General features: G+C 70.8%; 23 protein-coding genes and 1 pseudogene. 13 read left to right on the top strand and 11 right to left on the bottom strand.

The genetic code is table 11. From position 1 onward, the window contains the following. Nucleotides 1-102: 102 nt before the first annotated feature. The 3 genes from AB0C28_RS15745 to rocD all read left to right on the top strand — a co-directional run bounded on the left by AB0C28_RS15745 (nucleotide 103) and on the right by rocD (nucleotide 2,740). Nucleotides 103-588: an Lrp/AsnC family transcriptional regulator gene (locus AB0C28_RS15745; RefSeq protein WP_357837024.1), complete on the top strand. Its 486-nt coding sequence runs from the start codon at nucleotides 103-105 to the stop codon at nucleotides 586-588. A 125-nt stretch (nucleotides 589-713) separates the two neighbouring features. Then, a complete protein-coding gene (ddaH, locus tag AB0C28_RS15740) occupies nucleotides 714-1,511 on the top strand; it encodes a dimethylargininase (protein ID WP_358074935.1) in 798 nt (265 codons plus the stop codon). A 2-nt stretch (nucleotides 1,512-1,513) separates the two neighbouring features. Continuing rightward, nucleotides 1,514-2,740 (top strand): ornithine--oxo-acid transaminase, encoded by a 1,227-nt coding sequence (gene rocD, locus AB0C28_RS15735; protein ID WP_357837030.1) that lies wholly within the window; start codon nucleotides 1,514-1,516, stop codon nucleotides 2,738-2,740. A gap of 61 nt (nucleotides 2,741-2,801) precedes the next feature. Here the strand turns inward: rocD and AB0C28_RS15730 are convergent, their stop codons facing one another. Further along, the gene (locus AB0C28_RS15730) at nucleotides 2,802-3,512 is read right to left on the bottom strand and encodes a class I SAM-dependent methyltransferase (RefSeq protein ID WP_357837033.1); all 711 of its coding nucleotides are present in this window, start codon (nucleotides 3,510-3,512) and stop codon (nucleotides 2,802-2,804) included. 5 nt (nucleotides 3,513-3,517) lie between these two features. Further along, nucleotides 3,518-5,065 carry an alkaline phosphatase D family protein gene (locus AB0C28_RS15725; protein ID WP_357837036.1) on the bottom strand — a complete coding sequence of 516 codons (1,548 nt, stop codon included), beginning with the start codon at nucleotides 5,063-5,065 and terminating at the stop codon, nucleotides 3,518-3,520. A 219-nt stretch (nucleotides 5,066-5,284) separates the two neighbouring features. Between AB0C28_RS15725 and AB0C28_RS15720 the strand changes: the two genes are divergently transcribed. Together AB0C28_RS15720 and AB0C28_RS15715 are read left to right on the top strand one after the other, a co-directional pair. Further along, nucleotides 5,285-6,562: a Glu/Leu/Phe/Val dehydrogenase gene (locus AB0C28_RS15720; protein WP_358074932.1), complete on the top strand. Its 1,278-nt coding sequence runs from the start codon at nucleotides 5,285-5,287 to the stop codon at nucleotides 6,560-6,562. 100 nt (nucleotides 6,563-6,662) lie between these two features. Continuing rightward, on the top strand, nucleotides 6,663-6,866 hold the full coding sequence (locus AB0C28_RS15715) for a hypothetical protein (RefSeq protein WP_357837039.1): 204 nt from the start codon (nucleotides 6,663-6,665) through the stop codon (nucleotides 6,864-6,866). Here AB0C28_RS15715 and AB0C28_RS15710 read toward each other — a convergent pair whose 3' ends face one another. After that, nucleotides 6,867-7,313 carry a MarR family transcriptional regulator gene (locus AB0C28_RS15710; protein WP_357837042.1) on the bottom strand — a complete coding sequence of 149 codons (447 nt, stop codon included), beginning with the start codon at nucleotides 7,311-7,313 and terminating at the stop codon, nucleotides 6,867-6,869. 56 nt (nucleotides 7,314-7,369) lie between these two features. Between AB0C28_RS15710 and AB0C28_RS15705 the strand changes: the two genes are divergently transcribed. The 3 genes from AB0C28_RS15705 to AB0C28_RS15695 all read left to right on the top strand — a co-directional run bounded on the left by AB0C28_RS15705 (nucleotide 7,370) and on the right by AB0C28_RS15695 (nucleotide 10,919). Next, nucleotides 7,370-8,440, top strand: a complete 1,071-nt coding sequence (locus AB0C28_RS15705) for a substrate-binding domain-containing protein (RefSeq protein ID WP_358075505.1) — start codon at nucleotides 7,370-7,372, stop codon at nucleotides 8,438-8,440. A 110-nt stretch (nucleotides 8,441-8,550) separates the two neighbouring features. Then, on the top strand, nucleotides 8,551-9,918 hold the full coding sequence (locus AB0C28_RS15700; RefSeq protein ID WP_358074929.1) for an APC family permease: 1,368 nt from the start codon (nucleotides 8,551-8,553) through the stop codon (nucleotides 9,916-9,918). Further along, on the top strand, nucleotides 9,915-10,919 hold the full coding sequence (locus tag AB0C28_RS15695) for an acetamidase/formamidase family protein (protein ID WP_357837049.1): 1,005 nt from the start codon (nucleotides 9,915-9,917) through the stop codon (nucleotides 10,917-10,919). Before AB0C28_RS15700 ends, AB0C28_RS15695 begins: the two co-directional genes overlap by 4 nt. Before the next feature lie 44 nt (nucleotides 10,920-10,963). Here AB0C28_RS15695 and AB0C28_RS15690 read toward each other — a convergent pair whose 3' ends face one another. After that, entirely contained in the window at nucleotides 10,964-12,178 is a 1,215-nt protein-coding gene (locus AB0C28_RS15690) for a transposase (RefSeq protein ID WP_357837052.1), read from the bottom strand. Between the two features lie 10 nt (nucleotides 12,179-12,188). On the opposite strand from AB0C28_RS15690, the pseudogene tnpA reads away from it, so the two are divergent. Then, nucleotides 12,189-12,464, top strand: a pseudogene (gene tnpA / locus AB0C28_RS15685) (IS200/IS605 family transposase); the annotation flags it as partial. Nucleotides 12,465-12,632: 168 nt separating this feature from the next. Then, nucleotides 12,633-13,457, top strand: coding sequence for a hypothetical protein (locus AB0C28_RS15680; protein ID WP_357837055.1), 825 nt, complete (start codon nucleotides 12,633-12,635; stop codon nucleotides 13,455-13,457). Nucleotides 13,458-13,530: 73 nt separating this feature from the next. On the opposite strand, the gene AB0C28_RS15675 is transcribed toward AB0C28_RS15680, so the two are convergent. Together AB0C28_RS15675 and AB0C28_RS15670 are read right to left on the bottom strand one after the other, a co-directional pair. Continuing rightward, complete coding sequence (locus AB0C28_RS15675) at nucleotides 13,531-14,418, bottom strand: Gfo/Idh/MocA family oxidoreductase (protein ID WP_357837057.1); 888 nt, start codon at nucleotides 14,416-14,418, stop codon at nucleotides 13,531-13,533. A gap of 26 nt (nucleotides 14,419-14,444) precedes the next feature. Continuing rightward, a complete protein-coding gene (locus AB0C28_RS15670) occupies nucleotides 14,445-14,798 on the bottom strand; it encodes a YrdB family protein (RefSeq protein WP_346106355.1) in 354 nt (117 codons plus the stop codon). A gap of 122 nt (nucleotides 14,799-14,920) precedes the next feature. Between AB0C28_RS15670 and AB0C28_RS15665 the strand changes: the two genes are divergently transcribed. Both AB0C28_RS15665 and AB0C28_RS15660 read left to right on the top strand, forming a co-directional pair. After that, a complete protein-coding gene (locus AB0C28_RS15665) occupies nucleotides 14,921-15,613 on the top strand; it encodes a TetR/AcrR family transcriptional regulator (protein WP_357837061.1) in 693 nt (230 codons plus the stop codon). A gap of 24 nt (nucleotides 15,614-15,637) precedes the next feature. Further along, nucleotides 15,638-15,949 carry a PadR family transcriptional regulator gene (locus AB0C28_RS15660; protein ID WP_357837064.1) on the top strand — a complete coding sequence of 104 codons (312 nt, stop codon included), beginning with the start codon at nucleotides 15,638-15,640 and terminating at the stop codon, nucleotides 15,947-15,949. Here AB0C28_RS15660 and AB0C28_RS15655 read toward each other — a convergent pair. The 5 genes from AB0C28_RS15655 to ddaH (AB0C28_RS15635) all read right to left on the bottom strand — a co-directional run bounded on the left by AB0C28_RS15655 (nucleotide 15,933) and on the right by ddaH (AB0C28_RS15635) (nucleotide 23,148). Beyond that, nucleotides 15,933-16,526 carry a TetR/AcrR family transcriptional regulator gene (locus AB0C28_RS15655; RefSeq protein ID WP_357837067.1) on the bottom strand — a complete coding sequence of 198 codons (594 nt, stop codon included), beginning with the start codon at nucleotides 16,524-16,526 and terminating at the stop codon, nucleotides 15,933-15,935. The two genes, AB0C28_RS15660 and AB0C28_RS15655, sit on opposite strands and share 17 nt — an antisense overlap. 10 nt (nucleotides 16,527-16,536) lie before the next feature. Continuing rightward, a complete protein-coding gene (locus tag AB0C28_RS15650; protein ID WP_357837070.1) occupies nucleotides 16,537-18,897 on the bottom strand; it encodes a PEP/pyruvate-binding domain-containing protein in 2,361 nt (786 codons plus the stop codon). Next, entirely contained in the window at nucleotides 18,894-20,276 is a 1,383-nt protein-coding gene (locus tag AB0C28_RS15645) for an MFS transporter (protein ID WP_358074926.1), read from the bottom strand. The genes AB0C28_RS15650 and AB0C28_RS15645 overlap by 4 nt, the downstream gene beginning before the upstream one ends. Before the next feature lie 174 nt (nucleotides 20,277-20,450). Beyond that, a complete protein-coding gene (leuA, locus tag AB0C28_RS15640; RefSeq protein WP_358074923.1) occupies nucleotides 20,451-22,157 on the bottom strand; it encodes a 2-isopropylmalate synthase in 1,707 nt (568 codons plus the stop codon). Nucleotides 22,158-22,401: 244 nt separating this feature from the next. Further along, nucleotides 22,402-23,148, bottom strand: coding sequence for a dimethylargininase (gene ddaH / locus AB0C28_RS15635; RefSeq protein ID WP_358074920.1), 747 nt, complete (start codon nucleotides 23,146-23,148; stop codon nucleotides 22,402-22,404). Nucleotides 23,149-23,186: 38 nt separating this feature from the next. Between ddaH (AB0C28_RS15635) and AB0C28_RS15630 the strand changes: the two genes are divergently transcribed. Further along, nucleotides 23,187-23,432, top strand: a complete 246-nt coding sequence (locus AB0C28_RS15630) for a DUF2630 family protein (protein ID WP_357837082.1) — start codon at nucleotides 23,187-23,189, stop codon at nucleotides 23,430-23,432. Nucleotides 23,433-23,441 lie beyond the last annotated feature (9 nt).

Raw genomic sequence — 23,441 nt, 5'->3', positions numbered from 1 at the left:
AAGTCGAAGGGGCGGCGCTCGACGGGGGTCGCGGCCGGCCCCGCCCAGTGTCCCGCGTGCCGCTCGTCGCGCGCCAGCCTGGCCAGGCGGTATACAGAGCGCGTGGAACTGGACCGGCTCGATCGTGACATCATCGCGGCGCTCGTGGACGACGCCCGCCAGACCTACGCCGAGATCGGCCACCGGGTCGGGCTGAGCGCTTCGGCGGTCAAGCGGCGGGTGGACCGGCTGCGCGAGCTCGGGGCGATCACCGGGTTCAGCGCGCGGGTGGCGCCGCAGGCGCTCGGCTGGACGACCGAGGCGTACGTGGAGCTGTTCTGCCAGGGCAAGACGAAGCCGTCGGACATCGCGCTGGCCGTGGCCAGGTTCCCCGAAGTGGTGGGCGCGGCCACGATCACCGGCGAGGCGGACGCGCTGCTGCACATCAGGGCGACGGACGTGCGCCACGTCGAGCGGGTGATCGAGCGCATCGCGGCCGAGGCGTTCGTGGTGCGGACCAAGAGCGCCATCGTGCTGTCGCGCCTGGTGGACGCAACTCACAACCCCTCTGTGCCCGAGGTGCGCAACGAATCCCCCTCAACCGGGTGAAAGACGCAACCGATCGGCGGCAAGACGCAATGTCAACCCCTTGGCTTGCCCAATCGGGAATTCCTAGGCTTGCTCCGTCCCCCTGAAGAGGGGTTTTCCCTGGTTACGACACGTTGGAGCGTTGCATGCCCAAACACTTCCTCATGTGCCGCCCGGACTTCTTCACGGTCGAGTACGCGATCAACCCGTGGATGTGTCCCGAGGCCGGAGCGGACCGCGACGTTGCGGTCCGGCAGTGGGAGGGCCTCAAGACGGCGTACGAGGAGCTCGGACACCAGGTCAGCCTGATCGACCCGATCGAGGGCCTGCCCGACATGGTGTTCGCCGCGAACGGCGCCCTGGTGGTGGACGGCCGCGTCTACGGCGCGCGCTTCGCCTACCCGCAGCGCGCCGCCGAGGGCCCGGCCTACCTGCGCTGGTTCACCGACCGCGGCTACGAGGCGCTCGAGCCCTCCCACGTCAACGAGGGCGAGGGTGACTTCCTCACCCTCGACGACGTCATCCTGGCCGGTACGGGCTTCCGCACGGACGTGGTCGCCCACCAGGAGGCGCAGGAGTACCTGGGCCGGCCCGTCGTCTCGCTGACGCTGGTGGACCCGCGTTTCTACCACCTCGACACGGCGCTGTTCCCGATCGACGGGCGCAATGTCGGCTACTACCCCGCCGCCTTCTCGCCCGGGAGCCTCGCGGTGCTGCGCCGCATGTTCCCCGACGCGGTGATCGCGACGGACCGCGACGCCGAGGTGCTCGGGCTGAACGCGGTCAGCGACGGCACGAACGTGGTCATCAACGCCGAGGCCTCCGATCTCCACCTGGAGCTCAAGCGGCGCGGCTACGAGGTGATCCCGGTCGATCTGTCGGAGCTGCGTAAGGCGGGCGGCGGCCCCAAGTGCTGCACACTGGAGATCAGGGGGGAGATCTGATCATGACCACCAGCGCAGAACTGATCGAAGTGAGCGAGCGCCGCAGCGCGCACAACTACCATCCACTGCCCGTGGTGATCCACGAGGCGCACGGCGCCTGGGTCACCGACGTCGACGGCAAGCGGTATCTGGACTGCCTGTCCGGCTACTCCTCGCTCAACTTCGGCCACGGCCATCCGAAGATCATCGAGGCCGCGAAGGAGCAGCTCGAACGACTGACGCTGACCAGCCGCGCCTTCTACCACGACCAGTTCGCGCAGTTCTGCGCCGGGCTCGGCGACCTCACGGGCAAGGACTTGGTCCTGCCCATGAACACCGGCGCCGAGGCCGTGGAGACCGCCATCAAGGTGGCGCGCAAGTGGGGCTACGAGGTCAAGGGCGTCGAGCCGGACCAGGCCAACATCATCGTGATGGAGGGCAACTTCCACGGCCGTACGACCACGATCGTCAGCTTCTCCACCGACCCCGAGGCGCACGACAACTTCGGCCCGTACACGCCGGGCTTCCGCGTCGTCCGCTACGGCGACGTCGAGGCGATCAGGCAGGCCCTCGACGCCAACACGGTCGGGGTGCTGGTCGAGCCGATCCAGGGCGAGGCCGGGGTGCTGGTGCCGCCGGACGGCTACCTTGGCGAGGTGCGGGAGCTGTGCACGGCCGAGGGCATCCTGATGATCGCCGACGAGGTCCAGTCGGGGCTGGGGCGCACGGGCCAGACGTTCGCGTGCGACTTCGAGGGCGTCGTGCCCGACATCTACGTGCTGGGCAAGGCGCTGGGCGGCGGCGTCGTACCGGTCTCGGCCATCGCCGCGAACCGGGACGTGCTCGGGGTCATCCACCCCGGCCAGCACGGTTCCACGTTCGGCGGCAACCCGCTGGCGTGCGCGGTGGCCAACGCGGTGATCGAGATCCTCGGCACCGGCGAGATCCAGGCCAGGGCCGCCAAGCTGGGCGAGGTGCTGCACACGCGGCTGCGCGACATGGTCGGCAAGGGCGGCGTGGTCGCGGTGCGCGGGCGCGGGCTGTGGGCGGGCGTGGACATCCACCCCGACCTGGGCACCGGCCGTGAGGTGTCGAAGGCGCTGCTGAAGCGGGGCGTGCTGGCCAAGGACACGCACGGGTCCACGATCCGGCTGGCGCCGCCGATCGTCATCTCGGAAGAGGACCTGCTCTGGGCGATCGACCAGTTCACCGACGCCATCTACGACCTGCAGCACCCGCAGAACTCGTAGAACCCGCAGGACCCGCAGGTCGAGCCAGGCCCGGCCACTCGTGGTGGCCGGGCCCTGGGCGTCAGCCGGGCAGCGACCACACCTGTATGCCGTCGGGCGCGTCCTCAGCGACGAACCCGTGCTCCTTCAGCTCAGCCACCAGCACCTCCCCTGCCGGCCAATGGCTGGTGGAGACCACCTCGTCCTCGGTCACCACCACCCCGCGCTGCCTGGTCCGGTAGACGAAGCGCGAGGTGACGCTCTCCCCTTCGGCGGCGAGCACCTGCCCGGCCACCTCGTACGTGTGCCGCCCCACCGGATAGGAGCCCATGGACACGAGCTCCCCCGGCACGGCCGCGGCCCGCTGCCGCCAGTTGAACAGCAGCCGCCCGCCCGGCTCAAGCTGCCTGGCCAGCACCCGCCACAGCTCGTCCCGCTCGGCGGCGGAGAAGCTCTGCAGCACCGAGATCATCACGACGGCCTCGACCGGCTCGTCCACGTCCACGTCGAGGGCCCCGCACGGCAGCACGGTCACCCGCCGCAGCGCCGGCGGGTCCTGGGCCAGCCGGGAGATCAGCACGGAACGCATGCCGAGCGACGGCTCCACGGCGTAGATCTCGGCCGGGGTGACGCGGGCGATCAGCTCGGTGATCAGGCCCGTGCCCGCGCCGATCTCGATCAGACTGCGCCGCACCCCGGCCAGCAGCGGCGGCAGCAGCTCGCGGATCAGGGGCACGTGCCCGTCCTCGTGCCAGAGGTCGTAGAAGGGTACGGCGACGGCGTTGGCATCCATGGGGATCAGCGTAGGCGGGCGGAGTCGATCGGCTTGACCACCTCGCCGGTGGAGCCGTACCAGGTGACCTCGTCGGGCAGGGTCAGCACGGCGAGCGCGTTCTGGAACAGCGGGCCCTTGGTGACCCGCCAGCGAAACGGCGGGCGCGGGATGCCCGCCGACCGCGCCAGCAGGCCGCCCACCAGGGTGGCGATCGAGAACTGGGTGAAGACGTTGGCCCAGCGCAGCATGCGGCTGAGCGGGTTGCGGATCGGCGAGCAGACGATCTGGAAGACCGGCCCCCGGTCGGCCTGGGCCAGGTAGGAGTAGTGCACGTCGCCCGACAGGATCAGCACCGGCTTGCCCAGCCCGATGAGCAGCCGGGCCAGGTCCTCGAACGAGCGCCGGAACGCCGCCCAGTGCTCCAGGTCGATGGCCTGCCGGAACTTCTCCGACCACCGCCGCACCACGGGCCCCCACTTGCCGTCGCTCAGGGCCTCGTTCCAGTTCTGCACGCCGTGGACGCCCTCGGGCAGCAGGAACGGGATCGACGAGCCGATGATCAGCTGCTCGGTCGGGCGGCTGACCTGCTCCTCCAGCCAGGCCCACTCGTCCGCGTCGAGCATGCGGCGGTCGCCGGGCGTGAGCTGCCTGGCGCACCGGGTGTCGACCATGATGAGGCGGGCCGGGCCGAGGTCGCGGGCGTAGCTCCAGCGGTTGCTGGTGGGCTCGGCGTCGGCCTTGTCGGCGAAGGCGTCGAGCGCCTGGCCGCCGTCGCCCTCCATCAGCTTGCGCAGCAGCGGGTCCTCCGCCCGCTCGGCGGGTGAGAGGTTGCCGAGGTGCTGGTAGATCCAGTACGCCCCCAGCCCGGCCACCACCCGGCGGCGCCACCACGACGTCCTGGCCATCTGCTCGCGCCAGGGCTGGGAGGTGTTCCAGTCGTCGCGCAGGTCGTGGTCGTCGAAGATCATCGCGGTCGGCACGGTGGACAGCAGCCAGCGGATCTCGGTCTCGGTCCACGCCTGGCGGTAGAGCTCGGCGTACTCCTCGAAGTCGGCGATCTCGCCCTGCGGCTCGGTGTCCCTGCGGGAGCGGATGTAGGCCAGCATGTCGGGCGAGGGGTTGTCGGCGTAGACCTGGTCGCCGAGGAGCAGCAGCAGGTCGGGCCACTCCTCCTCGGCCGCCTCGGGGAGGTGCTCGCCGAAGGCCCGCAGCACGTCGTCACCGTGGGAACGCACGTGCGCGGCGTCGTGGGGCACGCTGGTGCGGCACGATCCGAACGCCAGCTTGCGCACCCCTTCCCTGGGCAGCAGCCTGATCCGGGACGGCGGGCGACCCGCCATCGGCCAAACCTGCTCCCCGTCGAGCTCCACCGTGTACGACGCGATATCCTGGGACAACTCGACGAGATCGACGATCGCGTAGTGGTGACCGTGCACAGTGAAGGTAGGCGACCGGTAAGTCCTGCCTCCCGCCTCGACGGCGACTGTGCAGGGCTCGGCGGTCTCCACCCAGATCGACGCGCTGTCGAAGGCGACGTACCGCAGCATCGGCCCCACCACCAGTGCGGGCAATGGAAAAACCTCCTGGTTCGACGTTCCTTCACACTCTCGTGCGCAAGCCTGCCAGAGTGGCGCTGTCCGCCACATCCGATCAACGGCTTGGATTTCTACCAAAACTCGGCAAGGTCAAACGCCCCGCTCTAGGATGATCGTGACATCAACGCCCAAAAGGGAGAGGCAACGGCGCCTGTTCCCGTAAAAGGGCGTTACATATCGGGAGGAAGTTCTTCCATGAGCATCATGGTGCCGTCAACGACGCCGGCCCTGATCACCCCGGGCCGTCAGGCCCTCGACTCCGCGTTGCACCAGCTCGACCGGGCCGCCGAACATCTCGGCCTCGACGACGGGCTCCGCACGATGCTGGCCACGCCCCGCCGCTCCCTGACCGTCTCGGTCCCGGTGCGCCGCGAGGACGGTCGCCTGGACGTCGTCCAGGGCTACCGGGTCCAGCACAACGTCTCACGCGGCCCCGCCAAGGGCGGGCTGCGGTTTCATCCCGCCGTCGACATCCACGAGGTCACCGCGCTCGCGATGTGGATGACGTGGAAGTGCGCACTGGTCGGCATCCCGTACGGCGGCGCCAAGGGCGGCGTGGCCGTGGACCCGGCCCAGCTCACCACTCGCGAGCTGGAACGGCTGACCCGCCGCTACGTCAACGAGATCCTGCCGCTGATCGGCCCGGAGAAGGACATCCCGGCCCCCGACGTCGGCACCGACGAGCGGACCATGGCCTGGATCATGGACACCTACAGCGTCAACACCGGCTACTCGGTGCCCGGTGTGGTCACCGGCAAGCCGACGACGCTGGGCGGCTCGCTGGGACGCGCGGGCGCGACCTCCAGGGGCGTGCAGATCGCGGCGCTGGCCGCGCTCGGCCGCTCGCCCGAGAGCGTGACCGTGGCCGTGCAGGGCTTCGGCAAGGTGGGTGCGCCGGCCGCGCGATACCTGGCCGACGCGGGCTGCAAGGTGGTGGCGGTCTCCGACGTCAGCGGGGCCGTCTACAACGCGGCCGGCCTCGACATCGCCCGCCTGCGCGCGTGGGTGGCCGAGTCGGGCGGCGTGCGCGGGTTCCACCAGGCCGACGACCTGCCTCGCGAGGACCTCTTCGAGCTCGACGTGGACGTCCTGGTCCCGGCCGCGCTCGAAGGCGCGATCACCGAGGCCAACGCGCCCAGGGTGCGCGCCCGGCTGATCGTCGAGGGCGCCAACGGGCCCGTCACACCCGAGGCGGACGAGATCCTCGCCGCCGGCGGCACCACGGTCGTGCCCGACATCCTGGCCAACGCCGGCGGGGTGATCGTGTCGTACCTGGAGTGGGTGCAGAACATGCAGGCCTACTCGTGGAGCTCCGGCGACGTCGAGCTGAAGCTGCGCGAGCTCATGCTGGCCGCCTACGCCGAGGTCACGGCCACGGCCGCGGACCGCGGGCTGACGCTCAGGCAGGCGGCGCACGTCATCGGCGTGAGCAGGGTGGCCGAGGCGCACCAGATGCGCGGCCTCTACCCGTGACGACCCGCGTGTAGGTCCTGAGCAAGGCACGACTTAAGTAGCACGCGGCCCGCCCAAGGTTCGATGCCCTGGGCGGGCTTCGTGCTGCATCGTGATGGGCATGAGAGGAATCATCAACATCGTCGGCGTGATCGCCATCATCCAGGGCGTCGTCGGATTCGTGGGCCAGATGTGGTTCGACAGCAACTGGGGGTTCCTGCACCGGCTCGTGGACCTGCCGCTGTGGGCCTACCTGGGCGTGGCCGCCGCCGGGCTGGTGGCGCTGCTCGCGGCCGACTCCACCAAGAAGCGCGAGGACCGGTGATCAGAGCTTCAGTGCAGTGCTGTCGAGCGCCTCGACCAGGTCCTCCAGGTCGCGCATGAGCTGCTCGGTGCGCTCCTGCCCGAACGCCCGCGCGATCTCCCCCTGCTGTTCGGCCACCGCGCCGTCCACCCGCGCCAGCAGCTCGGCGCCGCGTTCCGAGACGAACACCGCCACCCGCCGCCGGTCGCCCTTCGCCGGCCCCCGGTAGACCAGCGCCCGGTCGATGAGCCGGTCGACGGCCTTGGTCAGCGTGGGGTGCGGCATGAGCACGGCCGCGGCCAGCTCGCCCATCGACTCGCCGCGGCCGTCGGCCAGGGCCCGCATGATGCGCCACTGCTCGACCGTGACGTCCTCGCCGGCGAGCACCGCGGCCAGCCCGCGGTTGACGCCCCGCTCCGCACGGCTGAGCAGGTAGGCGAGTGAGGACCCCAGCCCGGAGGTGGTCATCGCAAGGTCCTTTCGTCGGGGAGCTTGAAGGGAGGATACTCGTCGGCGTGGCGCCGATGGTCGATCCCTTCGAAGCACGACTCCTCCCGTCGGGCTCGGTCAGGGTCGCGCTGATCGTGCCCGTCTCCGGCGTGCTGGGGCTCATGGGGCCGTGCGCGATCAACTGCGCCGTGCTGGCCGCCGAGGAGGTCAACGACCGGGGCGGCGTGCTGGGCCGGCCGGTGGAGCTGGTCCTCGTGGACGGCGGGCGTCCCGCCCGGGTGGTGGCGGCCGAGGTGGCGGGGCTGGTCCGGACGGGCACGGTGCAGGCGGCGGTCGGGGCGCACGCGAGCGACGTGCGGGTGGAGGTGGTGGCCGCCATCGCGGGGCGGGTGCCGTTCGTGTACGCGCCGCCGTACGAGGGCGGCGGCCGCGCGCCCGGCGTCTACTTCCTGGGCGAGACCCCCGACCGGCAGCTCGCCCCCGGCATCGAGTGGCTGGCCGGCACCCGGCGGGCGCGCAGATGGTACCTGCTGGGCAACGACTACATCTGGCCGCGCCTGGTGCACGCCAGCGCCCGCAGGAGGCTGCGGGAGGCGGGGGCGAGCGTGGTCGGCGAGAGCCTCGTCGCGAACGGCCAGGCGGTGCGCCGGCTGGAGCGGGTGGCCGAGGTCAGGCCGGACGCCATCCTGCTGACGCTGATCGGCAGCGACCTGATCGACTTCAACCGCGCGTACGCGGACTCCGGCCTGACCGCGGCCCGGCTGTGCGGCGCGCTGGAGGAGCACGGCCTGCTCGGCATCGGCGGCGACGCGACCGGCGGCCTGTACGCCTCCATGGGCTACTTCCGCGGCCTGCCGACCACGGCCAGCCTCGACTTCGCGCAGCGGTACGCGGCCAGGTTCGGCCAGGACGCCCCCTCGCTCAACGCCCACGGCCACGGCTGCTACGAGGCGGTGGCCATGCTGACCGCCCTGAGCGCGCGGGCCGGCTCGCTGGCGGTGCCGGCGCTGGACGCGGCGGCCGACGGGGCCACGATCACGAGCGCGCGCGGCACGGTCACGCTGCTCGACCGGCAGGTCCGCCATCCCGTCCACCTGGGCAGGGCCGACGGCCTGAGTTTCTTTCTAGAGAAACCTTTCCAATAGAAAGCTTTGGCTCTAAGGTGCGAAACGCCCCCGGGCAGCCCCCAAGCACCCCGTGCATGCCCCAAGCGCATGCCCCCCCGCGCAGCCCCCCAGGCAGCAAGGAGCCGTCCATGAGCACCATCGAACAGTTCGGCTACCGGCAGGAGCTGAAGCGTACCCTCGGCTTCGCCGACCTGATGATCTACGGCTTGATCTTCATGGTGCCGATCGCGCCCTTCGGCATCTTCGGCTACGTCTTCTCCGCCTCGCACGGGATGGTGGCGCTGGCGTACGTGATCGGGCTGCTGGCGATGGCGTTCACGGCGCTGTCGTACGCGCAGATGGCGCGGGCCTTCCCGATGGCCGGGTCGGTCTACACCTACGCCGGGCGCGGCATCGCGGCCCCGGTCGGGTTCATGGCCGGCTGGGCGATCCTGCTGGACTACGTGCTCGTACCCTCGCTGCTCTACCTGATCGCCAGCGGCGCCATGAACTCCTTCGTGCCCGCGATCCCCGTCTGGGCGTGGCTGGTCATGTTCGTGCTGCTCAACACCGGCATCAACTACCTCGGCATCCAGATGACGGCCAGGATCACCCGGGTCATGCTGGTCGCCGAACTGGCCGTGCTGGCGATCTTCCTGGTCGTCGGCGGCGTCGCGCTGGCCCAGGGCAAGGGCCAGGCGGGCGCGTTCTCCCCGATCTTCGAGTCCTCCTCCTTCACCTGGAGCGTCGTGTTCGCCGCCGCGTCGGTGGCGGTGCTGTCGTTCCTCGGCTTCGACGGCATCTCCACGCTGGCGGAGGAGAACCGCGAGGACGCCAGGCGGCTCGGCCGCTCCATGGTCGCCGCGCTCGGCGTGGCGGCCGTGCTGTTCGTGGTGCAGACGTGGGTGGCGGCGCTGCTCACCCCCGGCAGGGACAAGCTGATCGCCGAGGGCGACCTCACCGGCAACGCCTTCTACGACACCGCCGCGTTCGCCGGCGGGCAGTGGCTGGCGGTGCTCACCGCCGTGGCCACCGCCATCGCCTGGGGCTTCGCCAACTCGCTGGTCGCGCAGGCGGCCACCTCGCGGCTGCTGTTCGCCATGGCCCGCGACCGGCAGCTGCCCGGCTTCCTGGCCAAGGTGGACCCGAAGCGGCAGGTGCCGGTGAACGCCACGTTCGTGGTCGCGGGTATATCGCTGGCCGTGGGCCTGTTCATGAGCACCAGGGAGCAGGGCGCCGGGGAGCTGACCTCGCTGGTCAACTTCGGCGCCATGACCGCCTTCCTGCTCCTGCACGTGGCCGTGGTCGTCCACTACGCGATCAGGCAGGGCAGCCGCAATTACTGGGCGCACCTGGTCGCGCCCGTGATCGGCTTCGGCATCCTGGTGGCCGTGGTGATCAACCAGAACGTCGCGGCCCAGTGGGCCGGCGGCATCTGGCTGGCCGCCGGTCTCGTCGTGCTCGGCCTGTCGTACCTGTCGGGCCGCGGGCCCGTCCTTCCCAAGGAGGTCATGTGAACGTCGTCTCGTACCATCCCTCGCCAGAAGAGCTGAGCTACACCTTCGGTGGGCGCCCGGCCGTCGGCAAGGTGCGGCCGGGCACGATCATGGAGCTGTACACGGAGGACTGCTTCGGCGGCCTGGTCAGGAGCGTGGACGACCTGCCCTCGCGGGTGTGCGAGTTCCCCTACCTCAACCCCGTGACCGGGCCCTTCCACGTCGAGGGCGCCGAGCCTGGCGACACCCTGGCGCTGCACTTCGTCTCCATCACCCCGGCCAGGGACTGGGCGGTGTCCACGACGTTCCCCCACTTCGGCGCGCTGACCGGCACGCACACCACGGCCATGCTGCAGCCGCCGCTGGAGGAGCGCGTCTGGCGCTACGACATCGACCTCGACCGGGGCGTGGCCGTCTACCACGCCCGCAACAGCGACTTCAGCGTGGCGCTGCCGCTCGACCCGATGCACGGCACGGTCGGCGTGGCCCCCGCCGCGAACGAGGCCCGCATGACGATCACCCCCGACGCGCACGGCGGCAACATGGACACCCCGGAGCTGCGCGCGGGCGTCACCGTCTACCTGGGCGTCAACGTCGAGGGCGGCCTGTTCTCGATCGGCGACGGCCACGGGCGGCAGGGGCACGGCGAGGTGTGCGGCACGGCGGTGGAGTCGGCCATGAACACCGTGGTCGCGGTCGAGCTGATCAAGGGCATGGCCACGCCGTGGCCCCGGCTGGAGGACGACCTGCACCTGATGTCCACGGGTTCGGCCAGGCCGCTGGAGGACGCGTACCGGATCAGCCAGCACGACCTCGTCACCTGGACCTCGGAGCTGACCGGGCTGGACACGCTGGACGCCTACCAGCTCGTCAGCCAGGCCGGGCAGGCGCCGGTCGGCAACGTGTGCGACACCAACTACACGATGGTCGCCAAGATCCCCAAGGAGTTCCTCGGCCGGGCGGCGGTCTACGAGTCGGCGCACGAGCGGCTGCGGGCCCTGGGTTCGGCGTACACAAGATAGGTTGACTTGCTCTCCGCCCTGAAGAACGGAGGTTCCCGTGCCGCTCACGCGGCAGTTCGTGCCGCTGGCGCGGCCCGTGCTGTGGAACGGGGTGCTTGGCGCTTCACGGACCCGGATGGGTCTCCACGCCCTGAGACGACCAGCCCGGCCGCCTGATACTTCGCTAGCGTGTTCTTGGCCCCGACGATGTCGGCGTGCTCGGTATGCCCGCAGGCGGTGCAGGAGAAGAGTGCTTGGCTCTTGCGGCTCTTCCCATCCACCACCCCGCAGGCCGGTGCCGGGCAGGTCTGTGAGGTGTACGGGGCCGGAACCTCAGCGATCACCGTCCCGGTGTAGCGAGCCTTGGACCGCAGCGCTATCTCCAACCCGTACCAGCCCTTGTCCAGGATCGCCTTGTTCAGGCCGGACTTCGCGGCCCGCCCGTTGGGCAAGAAAGCGCCAGGGCGGCCGGGGTCGGGTTTCGGCCGCGCGGCGCTGGTCAGGTTCGTCGTCTTCAAGTCTTCGAGGATCACCACGCCGTAGTCGCGGGTAAGTCGGTGCGCGGTCTGGGCGTTGAAGTCGCTGCGCCGCCATCTGACCCGGTGCATGATCTCACCCAGCCGAGCGATGATCGCCTTGCGCCGCTTGGAGCCCTTCGCGCTGCGGGCCAGCCGGCGCTGCAGCCGCAGATACCGTTCTGCTTCACCACGAGTGAGATAGCCCAGATCGGATGTCCGGTCCTGCTTGGCGGCCGGGGGTATCACCCAGCTGGAGACACCATCGGTGGTGGCGTGGCGACGATCGAAGAACTCCCCGTCGAGGGAGACGGTCGCCGATTTCACCACTCCACCCAGCGGACGCGACATCCGGAACTTCACCCACCCGAATTTGGGCAAGAACACCCGCCCCCACGTGCGGTTGATCCGCTCCACGGGGATATGTTTCGCGGTGGGGAACCGAAAGGACGGCTTCCATCTGGTTTTCGACTTCCAGTTGACCTTCCAGGTGCCGTGCCGAGAGCACGCCTGATCCAGGTCTTTGAGGATCTGCTGGATGACCTGGGCGGGAGCGTCGGCCAGCCAGGCGCAGTACGGGTCCTTTTTCGCGTCGGCGAGTTGCGCGCACTGCTCGGCGTAGCCGAGGCGCCCGCCCCGCTTGCGGTACTCGCGGCGCTGCTGGAGACCGGTGTTCCACACGCTGCGGCAGATCCCGCCCAACCGCTCCGCGAAGATCCGCTGCCCGGGGTCGAACTCCACGCGATACTTCCGCCCCGCCAGCACAGCCAGACCATGCGACAACTTTGAAGCCGAACTACGCGAGTTCAACGGCGCAGACGACCACGTCCACCTGCTCGTCCACTACCCACCCAAGATGGCCGTCTCCAACCTCGTCAACTCCCTCAAGGGCGTCTCATCCCACTACCTGCGCAAAGAGTTCACCGGCCGCCTCAGCCACGTCCCCATGAAGGACCCCCTCTGGTCGCCGTCCTACCTCGCCGCATCCTGCGGCGAAGCCCCGCACACCCTCATCAAGGCATACATCGAACAACAGCGCCGCCCCACCTGACCGCTTCAAGCTCCGCGCCACGCGCCCCGCCACGCCACGCCTCCGGCGGGCCACCCCCTTCGAGGACCACATCCATCCCGGTCTGAAGGCCGAGGCTTTCTGCAGACCTTCGGCAAACATTGATGTCGCAGGTCAGAACATTGATCATCTTCCCCTTAGAGTGGAGCGGTGCTCAGGTTGGTGCTCTCTCTGGTCCTGCTCGATCCAGCCGCCCTCACCGAGGTGTCCCAACGCAACGTCCCCGTTCCCCGCGTGCTGACGCCTGACGGCGACCGCCTGGGCTACGCGCCGGTCCCGCGTCCCTACACGGGGGCGCGGCGGCTGACCGGGGTGCTGCTCGGCCACGATCCCGTCGCGAAGACCGACGTGCTGTGCGGGGGCACGGTGATCGGCTCGCGCAGCCGCAGCCTGGTGCTGACGGCGGCCCACTGCCTCTATCACGACGGCCGGCTGCTCGAACGGCTGGCGTTCCTGCCGGGCTACGACAGGGGCCGGCCGCCGCTCGGGGTCTGGCCCGTCGTGCGCACGTGGGTGCCGGCGCGCTGGCGCAGCAGGCCGTTCTCCTCCGAGCTGCTGCCGTACGACGTGGGCCTGGTCGGAGTCGTGCGCCGCAAGCGCCCGCTGGAGGACGTGACCGGGCGGGGGCTGCCGCCCATGCCCACGGCCAGGGGCACCAAGTTGCGCGGGCTTGAGCTGCTCGGCTATCCGGTGGGCCGGGGTTATCCGGGCACCAAGATGTACCGGTGCGTGGGCGACACCGTCGAGGGCGTCTCGGAGGGGCCCGGGCTGATGGTGACCCGCAACTGCCACGCCGCCGCCGGCGGCAGCGGCGGGCCCGCGCTGTACGGGGGCTCGGTGGCGGGCGTCGTGTCGTCCTCCAGCCCGCTGAGCGACGCCAAGGGCTATACCGTGCTGACCCGGCTGGGCGACAGGTTCGGCCGGATGCTGGCCAGGGCCGACCGCGCGATGCGCCTGCTCACCCCGACCGGCTGACCCGCGCTCCCTCTGAGCCGCACGGCCGAGCCGGAGCCGCGCCGCCGAAGCAGAGCCGCGCGGCCGGGGCGGATCAAGTCGCCTGGGCGACGATCTGCTCACAGAGGGCGTGGGTGGCCAGGGCGTCGCCCGGGTCGATCCGGCGGTCCGCGCGCACGGCGGCCAGGAACTCCAGGCAGATCTGCTCGATGCCGCGCTGCCTGGCCACCGGCACCCAGTCAGGCCGCCTGGCCAGCTCCTCGCCGCCCTGGTAGTCGACGACGTCGCCGAGGTTGACCACGCGGCGCTTGCGGCCGTCGCCCATCGCCTCGCAGGTCTCCTCGCTCGCGCCGCTCACCCGGTTCATGACGCCGAGGGCGGTGAAGCCGTCGCCCGACAGCTCCAGGACGATGTGCTCGATGAGCCCGTCACGAACGCGGGTCCTGATCGTGGTGCCGGTGACCTCGCCCGGGGCGAGGAACCTGAGCGTGTCGGCCACGTGGATGAAGTCGTCGAAGACGGCCCGGCGCGGGGTGTCGGGCAGATCGTGCCGGTTCTTCTGCATGACGACGAGGTGCCGGGGGTGGGCGGCCAGCGAGACGTAGCCGGGGGCGTGGCGGCGGTTGAAGCCGACCATCAGCGACCTGCCGGCGGTCCTGGCCAGGCGCACCAGGCGCTCGGACTCGGCCAGGGTGTAGGCGATGGGCTTGTCGACGTAGACGTGGATCCCGGCTTCGAGCAGCGCCTCGACGATCTCGGGATGGGCCTCGGTGGCGGCGTGCACGAACGCCGCCTCGACCCCGGCCTTGATCACCTCGTCGACGCGGGTGAACCGGGCCGCGATGCGGTGGGCGTCGCCGAGCCGGTCGAGCCTGGCCTCGTCGCGGGTGCACAGGTGCAGGTCGAGGGCGGGCTGGGCGGCCAGCACGGGCAGGTACGCCTTCTCCGCGATGTCGCCCAGGCCGATCATGGCTGTCTTCACGGGTCGAGCGTAGCCGTACCGGGAGCTCAGCTCTGATTCCAGACGAGGCGCAGGACGGCGTTGAGGACGAAGAGCGCGGCGAAGACGGCGGCGGAGGTGAGCATCCCGGAGGCGTAGAGCGCCAGAGCGCCGCCGCCGAACCAGAGGATCTCCAGGGCGGCACGGGCCAGGCCGGTCAGCGGGTAGACGGCGTTCTCGCCGCCACCGGCCCCGAACAGCGCCCACGCGGCGATGAACAGGGCCGGGCCACCGATCCCGGCCAGCAGCTTGACGGCCCAGTTCGGGCTGAGCGTGAACCCCCAGTACGCGACGGAGGCCAGCACGCCGAGCTCCAGCAGGAACATCAGCAGGGCGTTGGCGTGCTTGGCGAGGGCGAGCATGGGGGCCTCCGGCGTTCAGGCGTTCAGGCGTTCACTTACGAGAGCAATGCTCTCTCAAGAGAGCGCCAGTCGTCAAGAGCAGTGCTCTCGTTTGCTTGCGCCGCTCTGGTAACCTGCCGAGCATGACAGCCAGCCGTACCGCCAGAGAACGCGTCAGGGCCGAACTCACCAGAGAGATCACCGACATCGCGCGGCGCCGGCTCGCCACGGAAGGGGCGGGCGGCCTGTCACTGCGGGCCGTGGCGCGGGAGATGGGCATGGTCTCCTCGGCCATCTACCGCTATTTCCCGAGCCGCGACGACCTGCTCACCACGCTGATCATCGACTCCTACAACGCGCTCGGCGAGGCCGTCGAGCAGGCCGAGGCGGCGGCCCCGCGCGCCGACCATCTCGGCCGGTGGCTGGCGGCCTGCCACGGCGTGCGCGACTGGGCGGTGGCCCACCCGCACGAATACGCGCTGATCTACGGCTCCCCCGTGCCCGGCTACCAGGCGCCACAAGACACGATCGCGGCCCGCGTACGCGACCTCACCGTGCTGGCCGGCATCGTCCGCGACGCCTGGCAGGCGGGCGCGGTGCGCGCCCCCGAGGCCGGGCCGCCGGACGAGCTGGAGCCGGACACGGCCGGCCTGCGCGCCCTCATGCCGGAAGTCCCCGACGCGGTGATCTGGCGCGCCGTCACCGCGTGGACCGCGACGTACGGCTGGGTCAGCTTCGAGGTGTTCGGCCAGTTCAACAACACGATCGAGCACAGGCGCACGGCCTTCGGCCACTCGATGCTGACCATGGCCGAGACGATGGGTCTTGCCCGGTGACCCTCACTCACTTTTACTGAGGGGATGGCTCGCGGGAACCAAGCGCTCAGCCGCTTCACGGACGTGGCGCTGCTGGTGCTCATCAGCCTCGCGGAGGGGCAGAAGCACGGATATCGCATGATCGGCGACATCGAGGAGTTCTCGGGGACCTCGCTGGAGCCGGGCACCCTGTACGGGGCGCTGATGCGGCTGGAGGAGGACGGCCTGATCGAGGCCGTGCAGTCGGTGGAGCGGCACAGTCCGTACCGGATCACCGAGACCGGGCGTGACGCGCTGCGCGAGCAGCTCGGCATGCTGCGCCGGATCGAGCAGGCGGGGGTCAGCCGCGTGGTCTGAGCAGCGGCATGAGCACCTGGTCCACGATCTCGACCACGAGCCGCTCCGGGATGGGCGGCCCCTCGAAGAGGAAGTGGTGGCGCAGCAGCGCGTGCCCCGAGTCGAGGCGGAGCGGGGTGACGTCGCCGGGATCCACCTCGCCGCGCTCGACCGCGCGCCGCACGACCTCCTCCATCAGCCGCCTGGCCGTTCCCTGGGAGTTGCGCCGCAGCGTGCCCAGCGGCGACTCGCCTCTCAGCGCCTCGCCGAGCAGCCCGCGCATGGCCTCGCCCGCGGGACCCGACAGGGCCTGCGCCGTGAGGCTGAGCATGGCCACCAGGTCGTCACGGAGGTTGCCCAGGTCGGGCGAGCACCCTGGCGTCGGCAGGCTCTGGTAGACCGCCTCCATCACCAGCTCGATCCGGGTGGGCCAGCGCCGGTAGAGCGAGGCCTTGCTGGCCTTGGCCCGCTCGGCCACCCCCTCCATGGTCAGCCCGGCGTAGCCCACCTCGGCCAGCTCGTCGAGCGTGGCCTGGTAGATGGCCGCGTTGAGCGCGTCGCCCCGGCGGCGTGGCAGCTTGCGGTGGTCGGTGACCATGGCATGCATTCTAAGGAGCCGCGGTGACCGCGCCGGTGTCGCCGTTCACGGTCACCACCTGACCGTCCTCCAGCACCGACGTCGCCGTGCCCGTGCCCATCACGGCCGGGATGCCGTACTCCCTGGCCACGATGGCCGCGTGCGAGGCCGCGCCGCCGGTGTCGACGACCACCGCCGCCGCCTGCTGAAAGAGCGGCGTCCACGAGGGGTTCGTGTACGGGCACACGAGCACGTCGCCGGCTGCGAGCCGGCCGAACTCGGCGGGCTCCCTGATCACCTTGACCGGCCCGGTCGCACTGCCGCCCCCGGCCGGCGCGCCCGTGATCAGCGCGTCGCCGGTGTCCCCCGCGCCGAAGACCTCGGCGGGGTCGATGAGCCGCACGCCGGACAGCTGCTCGCGCTTGACCGCGCGCGCCCTGGCCGTCTCGCGCAGCCGCTCGGCGTCCTCGGGGCGCAGGGCGGCGATGTCCTTGATCTCCTCCAGCTCCTCCAGCCGCAGGTGGAAGAGGGCCTCCGGCCGGTCGAGCACGCCCCGCTCGGTCAGCCGGCGGCCCATCTCCAGCAGCGACCTGCGCAGGATCGGATGCGGCAGCATGAAGGCGAGGTGGCTGTCCTCGCGGAAGGCGATGCCCGCGCGGGCCGCCACCACCCGGCGCGTCATCCGGGCGCGCCGGCGCTCCGAGCGCAGCCGGGGGTGGGTGAGCAGGCGTTCCAGCGGGTCCTGCGGCCTGTCCTTGGGCGGCTCGGCGGCCAGCACCTCGACCAGGCTGAGCACGATCTCGGGGGCCTCCGACCAGGTGGGCGGGGTGATGAGGATGGGGCTCGCGCTCTCGCGGTGGCCGTACTCGGTCAGGAACGCGGCGAACTCCCGCTGGAACTCCTCCGGCTGCGGGCCGCCCTTCAGCGCTCCCGTGCGCCTGGCGACCTCCGCCAGCCGTTCCAGTGCCTGGTTGGCGTCGCTCGTCCTGGTACGCGTCCCACCCATCAGCGGGCCGTACCACTCCGCGAGCCCGAGCAGCCGCAGCGCCAGGATCAGCCGCAGCAGCGCGAGCCCGGTGCCGGGCAGGTAGTCGATGCGCAGGTCGGCCACCGGGTCGACCAGGGCGAGCGCCTGCCTGGGCATGCGGACGAGCTCGGGCCACGACATCGCTGTCAGGTCGCGGGCGCGCAGCCGCTCGGTCGCCACCAGGTAGTCGCGGAAGCGCGGGTCCTCGGTCCAGCAGGCGGGGTCGTACTTCCTCGCCTTGCTCATCACCTTGAACGGCGTCGCGAGCATCCGCGGGCTCGGGCTCGGGGACGGCGGCACGATCCGGTAGACGACGCCGTCCTCCTCCACCAGGAACCCCTCGAACGCCTGCCGCAGGCCGAAGTAGCGGGTGACCTTGCCCATCAGCCCCGCCGGCCCGTACGGGAGCCAGGTCGTCATGTCGATCGGGTAGGGCCGCACCGGCAGGTACTCCATCAGCACCGTGGCGAGGCGGCGGCGGATGGGGTTGAGCGGGCCCACCGGAGGCGGCGGCAGCGCGGTCATCGGGCGGGCCTGCAGCAGGTGGACGCGGCCCTTGGCGTAGGCCCACTCGATGTCCTGCGGCCGGCCGAAGTGCCCGGCCACGCGCCGCGCCAGCCCGCCCAGCTCCGTCAGCACCGCGTCCGGCAGCCGCTCCGCGCTCTCCGCGCCCCCGCTCTCGTGCACGACCCCGCCGCCTTCCACGCCGCGGATGACCACCTCGCGCCGTCCGGGGGTGAAGTCGATCTCCCCCGAGCGGCGCAGCACGTAGTGGTCCGGCGTCACCAGGCCGGAGACGACCGCCTCGCCCAGGCCGCTGCTGGCGTCGACGACGATCCTGGTCCGGTCGCCGCTCACCGGATCGGCGGTGAACATCACCCCCGCCGCCTCGGCCTGCACCATGCTCTGCACGACCACCGCGATCCGCACCTCGGCGTCGTCGATGCCCAGCCGGGCCCGGTAGGCGACGGCGCGCTCGGTGAAGAGCGAGCCCCAGCAGCGGCGTACCGCGTCGAGCAGGGCCTGCTCGCCGACGACGTTGAGGTAGGTGTCCTGCTGGCCGGCGAACGCGGCCCCCGGCAGGTCCTCTGCGGTTGCGCTCGACCGCACGGCCACGGCCCCGCCGCCGAGCTCCGCGTAGGCGCCGACGATCGCCTGCCGCAGGTCGTCCGGCAGCTCGGCCTGTTCGAGCTGCTCGCGGCTGTTACGGTCCTGGGCGACCTGTTCGTACGCCTGCGTGGTGACGACGAAGCCGTCAGGCACCGGGAAGGCGTTGTTGACCAGCTCTCCCAGGTTGGCGCCCTTGCCACCGGCCGTGGCGAGGTCGCCCCGGTCGAAGGCGCTCAGGGGTGCGACGAGTTTCACGACTTCTCCTCGGCATAGGCGGTGGTACGAAGGGGACGCGCCGGCAGCGCCAGCGCGAGCAGGAACGCCACGGCGAGCAGCGGCGCCATGGCGGCGAACACCGGCGGCACGGCCTCGGTGAAGGCCACGCGGACGCTCTCCGGCAGGTCGGACGGCACGGAGGCCGGGATCCCCGCCGGAAAGCGCACCGTGATCAACGCGCCCACCAGCGCGACCCCGGCCGAGGCGCCGATCTGGCGCAGGAACGTCACCGACGAGGTGGCGGTGCCCAGGTCGGCGTACTCGACCGCGTTCTGCGCGGCCAGCACCATGACCTGCATGACCAGCCCGACGCCGAGCCCGGTCAGCAGCATGGCCAGGGCCAGCCCGAGCGGCGATTCCGCCGCCAGGCCGAGCGCCCCGAGCCCGGCCGCCGCCAGCGCCGTGCCCGCGACGGGGTAGGGCTTGTAGGTGCCGGTCCTGGTGATGAGCCGCCCGGACGCGATGGTGGTGAACAGGACACCGCCCATGAGCGCGGTGACCAGCAGGCCGGCCTGGGTGGCGCTCGTGTGCAGCGCGATCTGTACGTACGCCGGCATGTACGTGATCGTGCCGAACAGCGCGAACCCGATGAGCAGGCTGATCAGGACCGGCACCGCGAACGCCCGGTCCCTGAACAGCCGCAGCGGCAGGATCGGATCCTTGGCGAAGCGTGCGCTGACCAGCCACCCGGCCACGCCCGCCGCAGCCGGCACCAGGTAGAGCGGGTTCCTGGTCTGGCCGACCATGACCACGCCAATAACGGCGACGGCCAGCGTGACGGCTCCCGCGACGTCCAGCGGCGCCCGTGACCGGGGGCTGGGCAGCTTGAGCGCGACGCTCAGCACGACCAGCGCCACCAGGCCGAGGGGCGGGTAGAGGGCGAAGATCCACCGCCAGCTCAGCCGGTCGATGAAGAACCCGCCGATCAGCGGCCCGCCCACGGCGGCGACGACGTACGCGGCGCCGATGAACCCGAGGTAGCGGCCCCGCTCACGCGGGCTGACGATCTCGCCCATGATCGCCTGCGCCCCGATCATCAGCCCGCCCCCGCCCAGCCCCTGGACGGCGCGGAAGACGATGAACTGCGGCATCGACGTGGCCAGCGCGCACAGGACCGCCCCGGTGACGAAGACGACGATGGCGACCTGCATGGTGGGCTTGCGCCCGTATCGGTCGCCGAGCTTGCCGTAGACGGGCATGACGACGGTGGCGGCGACGACGTAGGCGGTGACGACGGCTGGCATCTGGTCGATCCCGCCGAGGTCGCCCGCGACTGCGGGCAGGGCGGGCGCCATGATCGTCTGGTCGAGGGCGCCCAGCAGCATGGCCAGGATGAGGCCTGACAGCACTAGGCCCATGCGATCGCTCCTTAGAGAACGAGGCGTTCTCTAAGGAGCATAGGTTTCTTCGCGTAGATACGCAACGTTCACTATGCGGGCAGCCGTCGGCCATCTGAGCGAACGAGCGAGGGCCCGCCTCCACCGAGCGCACTCGGCAGGGACGGGCCCGTCAGCGAAAGGGTGGTGAGGGTGTCAGCGGGAGGCGCGGTTGACGGCGGAGATGATGGCCTTGAGCGAGGCCGTCGTGGTGTTGGCGTCGACGCCGACACCCCACAGCACCTGCCCGTCGACCTCGCACTCCAGGTAGGACGCCGCCTTGGCGTCGCTGCCCGCGCTCATCGCGTGCTCCACGTAGTCGAGCACCCGCACCTGAATGCCGATGCCCGCGATCGCGTCGACGAAGGCCGAGATCGGGCCGTTGCCGGTGCCCTCGATCTCGCGGATCTCCCCGTCGAGGCGGACGTCGGCGCCGATGCGGTCCTTGTCGTCCACCGTGGAGGCGTGGCGGTGGGCCATGAGGCTCAGGCGGCCCCAGCGGTTGGCCGGGTTGGGCAGGTATTCGTCGCGGAAGATCTCGAACATGGCGGCGGGGCTGATCTCGCCGCCCTCGCTGTCGGTGCGCGCCTGCACGACCTTGGAGAACTCGATCTGCAGCCGGCGCGGCAGGTCGAGCTGGTGGTCGGCCTTCATGATGTAGGCGACCCCGCCCTTGCCCGACTGGCTGTTGACCCGGATGACCGCCTCGTAGGAGCGGCCGATGTCCTTCGGGTCGATCGGCAGGTAGGGCACCGCCCAGGTGAACTGCTCGACCGGCACGCCGGCCGCCGCGGCGTCGCGTTCGAGGTGCTCGAAGCCCTTCTTGATGGCGTCCTGGTGGGAGCCGGAGAAGGCGGTGTAGACCAGCTCGCCGCCCCACGGGTGGCGCGGGTGCACGGGCAGCTGGTTGCAGTATTCGGTGACGCGGCGGATCTCGTCGATGTCACTGAAGTCGATCTGCGGGTCGACGCCCTGGGAGAACAGGTTCATGCCCAGGGTGACCAGGCAGACGTTGCCGGTGCGCTCGCCGTTGCCGAACAGGCAGCCCTCGATGCGGTCGGCGCCGGCCATGTAGCCCAGCTCGGCGGCGGCCACGGCGGTGCCGCGGTCGTTGTGCGGGTGCAGCGACAGGACGATCGAGTCGCGGTGGGCGAGGTTGCGGTGCATCCACTCGATCTGGTCGGCGTAGACGTTGGGGGTGGCCATCTCGACGGTGGCCGGCAGGTTGATGATGACCTTGCGGTCGGGGGTCGGCTGCCACACCTCGTTGACCGCGTCGCACACCTCGACCGCGTAGTCCAGCTCGGTGCCGGTGAACGACTCGGGCGAGTACTGGAAGCGCACGTCGACGTCGGAGGCGTCGGCGAGCTTCTTGACCAGCTTGGCGCCCTCGACCGCGATGGCGGTGATGCCGTCCTTGTCCTGGCCGAAGACCACGCGGCGCTGGAGGGTGGAGGTCGAGTTGTACAGGTGGACGATGGCCTGCTTCGCGCCCTGGATCGACTCGAAGGTGCGCTCGATGAGCTCGGGCCTGGCCTGCGTCAGCACCTGGATGACCACGTCGCCGGGGATGCGGTCCTCTTCGATGATCTGGCGGACGAAGTCGAAGTCGGTCTGCGAGGCGGCGGGGAAGCCCACCTCGATCTCCTTGTAGCCCATGCGTACCAGCAGCTCGAACATCTGGAGCTTGCGGTGGGAGTCCATCGGGTCGATCAGGGCCTGGTTGCCGTCGCGCAGGTCGACGGCGCACCATCGGGGCGCCTCGGTGATGACCTTGCCGGGCCAGGTGCGATCGGCCAGCCTTACCGGCTCGAACGGCTGGTAGCGGTGGATCGGCATGCGGCTGGGCTGCTGAGCGGTCATGTCTGCTGCTCCTCGTCGGTCTCAGAAAAGAAAGCGGCCGACGCGCACGACTCGCTCCGCGGCGAGGGAGCCGGCCTTAGAGGCCCCCGCCGCGGCAGCTAAGAAGGAGACCGCGCAGCATGCCATGAACGGTATCAGACGTCTCGCCGTGGACCGTCCAGGATCTCAGATCCTGAGAAACGCCTGAGCCAGGCCCTGCGCCCAGGTTCTGAGCCCACGTTCTGAGCCCACGTTCTGAGCCGGGTCAGTCCGCGACGAGGACGCTGAGGCAGGTCACGCAGCCTTCCAGCTTCTCGTACTCCGAGATATCCACCTTCGTCACGAAAAATCCGCGCTTTTCGAGCATCGCGGCGGTCTGTGGGGCCGACGCGGCCAGCAGCACCCGGTCCTCGCCCAGCACCACCACGTGCGCGCCCGCCTCCTCCTCCGGCACGAGCAGGCCGGGCAGGTCCACCTGGTCCGGGTCCCCGATCAGCGTCCCGTCGGGCAACGCGGTCACCGCCGACTTCAGGTGCAGCACGCCGCGCAGCTCGACAGGCACGACGCTGCGCTCGGGCAGGAGGGCGGTGAGCTGCCTGATGCCGTCGTCGTCGGTGCGGGCGGACCTGCCGACGTACACGGTGGGGCCGACCTGGAGCACGTCGCCGCCGTCCAGCGTGCCGGGCGCGGCGATCCGGACCGACGGGACGCCCAGCTCCCGCACGGCCTGAGCCACCGACTCCACCTCGGGCCGCCGCTCCGGCGCCCCTGGCCTGGTCAGCACGGCCAGCCGGCCCGACATCACCAGCATGTCCTCCACGAACGGCCCGTCGGGCAGGTCGTCGGCGGGCGCGACGTAGGTCGGCCGCCATCCGTTCGCGGCCAGCGCCGCCACGTAGGCATCGTGCTGGACGGCGGCCCGCTCGTGGTCCACGGGCTCTCTCGCCAGATGCGTGACGATGCCCTCGGCGATTCTGGGGCCGGGCCTTCTTACCAGCGCGATACCAGACATAGGGCGCTTTCTATCACGAGGTGACTAGAGTCTTGGGCATGCGGGACGACGAAATTCTCACCACGATCAGCGCACTGGTCTCCGAGGAGCACGACCTGCGCGACAAGCTGCGGGCCGGCGACGTGACCACGGATGAGGAACACACACGCATCAAGGAACTGGAGACGGCCCTCGACCAGTGCTGGGACCTGCTCAGGCAGCGCCGGGCCAGGCGCAGCGCGGGCGAGGACCCCGACGGCGCCGCCGCCCGCCCCGCCGGCGAGGTGGAGAACTACCGCCAGTGAAGCCTCAGC

It is taken from the genome of Nonomuraea sp. NPDC048892, from assembly GCF_040649735.1.
Lineage (GTDB): Bacteria > Actinomycetota > Actinomycetes > Streptosporangiales > Streptosporangiaceae > Nonomuraea > Nonomuraea maheshkhaliensis.
Note: the sequence above shows the minus strand (reverse complement) of the source record. Positions and strands in the feature narration are given on the sequence as shown.